At 50.1% G+C, this 1504-nt stretch carries 1 protein-coding gene and 1 pseudogene; both read left to right on the top strand.

The window, feature by feature from the left end; translation table 11 throughout:
- The coding region (locus B3W37_RS08805; RefSeq protein ID WP_483175423.1) for an AAA family ATPase at positions 1–1131 on the top strand (1131 nt) is incomplete at its 5' end.
- A 133-nt stretch (positions 1132–1264) separates the two neighbouring features.
- Positions 1265–1504, top strand: a pseudogene (locus B3W37_RS08810) (DNA repair protein RadA); the annotation flags it as partial.

Genomic DNA, 1504 nt, shown 5'->3' on the forward strand with positions numbered 1-1504 from the left:
AATGCCCAGGAATATGAAAAAGCCGCCCGCTTAAGGGATGAAGAACAAACCCTGAAGGACGAGATAGAAAACCGGCGCAAAGATTGGATGAATAAACGCACCCTGCAGGCCAGCTCCATCACCGATGTCGATGTAGCTGCCATCGTAGCGGACTGGACCGGGGTACCGGTCAGCAAACTGGCCGAAGAAGAAAGTGAACGCCTGGTTAACCTGGAATCGGTCATACACCAGCGGGTGGCGGGACAGGAAAAGGCGGTCGAGGCGGTAGCCCGGGCAGTGAGAAGGGCCAGGGCCGGGCTTAAGAATCCCAAACGGCCGATCGGCTCCTTTATCTTCCTTGGACCTACCGGAGTAGGAAAAACCGAACTGGCCCGGGCTCTGGCCGAAGCTATGTTCGGCAGTGAAGATGCTATTGTACGGTTGGATATGTCGGAATACATGGAGAAACATGCTGTATCCCGCATGATCGGGTCCCCTCCGGGTTATGTGGGCTTTGATGAAGGCGGGCAGCTGACCGAGAAAGTGCGCAGAAAACCTTACAGTGTTATTTTATTGGATGAAGTTGAGAAAGCTCATCCCGACGTCTTTAATATTTTATTACAGGTGCTGGAAGACGGCAGACTGACGGATGGACAGGGCCGCACGGTGGATTTCCGGAACACGGTGGTGATTATGACCTCCAATGTAGGGGCTGAGACCCTGCAAAGAAATAAGACCGTAGGTTTTAATCGTATAATAGATGAAGCCGAAGATTACAACCGCATGAAAGAACGGGTCATGGAACAGATGAAGCATACTTTCAGACCCGAGTTCCTGAACCGGGTGGATGAGATGATTGTATTCCAGAGTTTAAATGACCAGCAGCTGAAGGAAATCGTAGACCTGCTTCTAAAAGATCTGGCCCGGCGCATGGAAGAAAACGGCTTTAAACTGGAGTTGACCGATGAAGCCAGAGCGGTGATATTAAAAGAGGGCTATGAACCGGCTTATGGAGCCCGGCCTCTGAAACGGGCCATTCAAAAACTGGTGGAAGACGCTATTTCAGAGGAGATACTGAAAAAAACGGTGGAGCCGGGAGACCACATTTTAGTTGACGCCCGGGATAAGACTATTGTGGTAGGCAAGAAATAAAGTATATAAATAGCGGGGGGAAGCCCGGTTAAAGGGTGATCCCCCTTTGCTGATACATTAATTGTAAAAAAATATTTATAATGTAAACAAAAGGTCGGTTTCCCGTATTATAATTAAGGTTGAGGAGTTATTTATGGGCAAGACTATAACCAAATTTGTTTGTCCCGCCTGCGGATACGAGACAAATAAATGGATGGGCAAGTGTCCGGGCTGCGGGGAGTGGAACACGCTGCAGGAAGAGACCGTCAATAGACAGACCGCAACTGCTTCCCATCCGAGAGCACAGGCGGTTGCTTTAAGCGGTATTTCGGATAGTGACATATTCCGGGTGTCCACCGGTATAACGGAATTGGACCGGGTGCTGGGAGGCGGC

This window comes from Syntrophomonas sp. UBA5494, assembly GCF_002426325.1.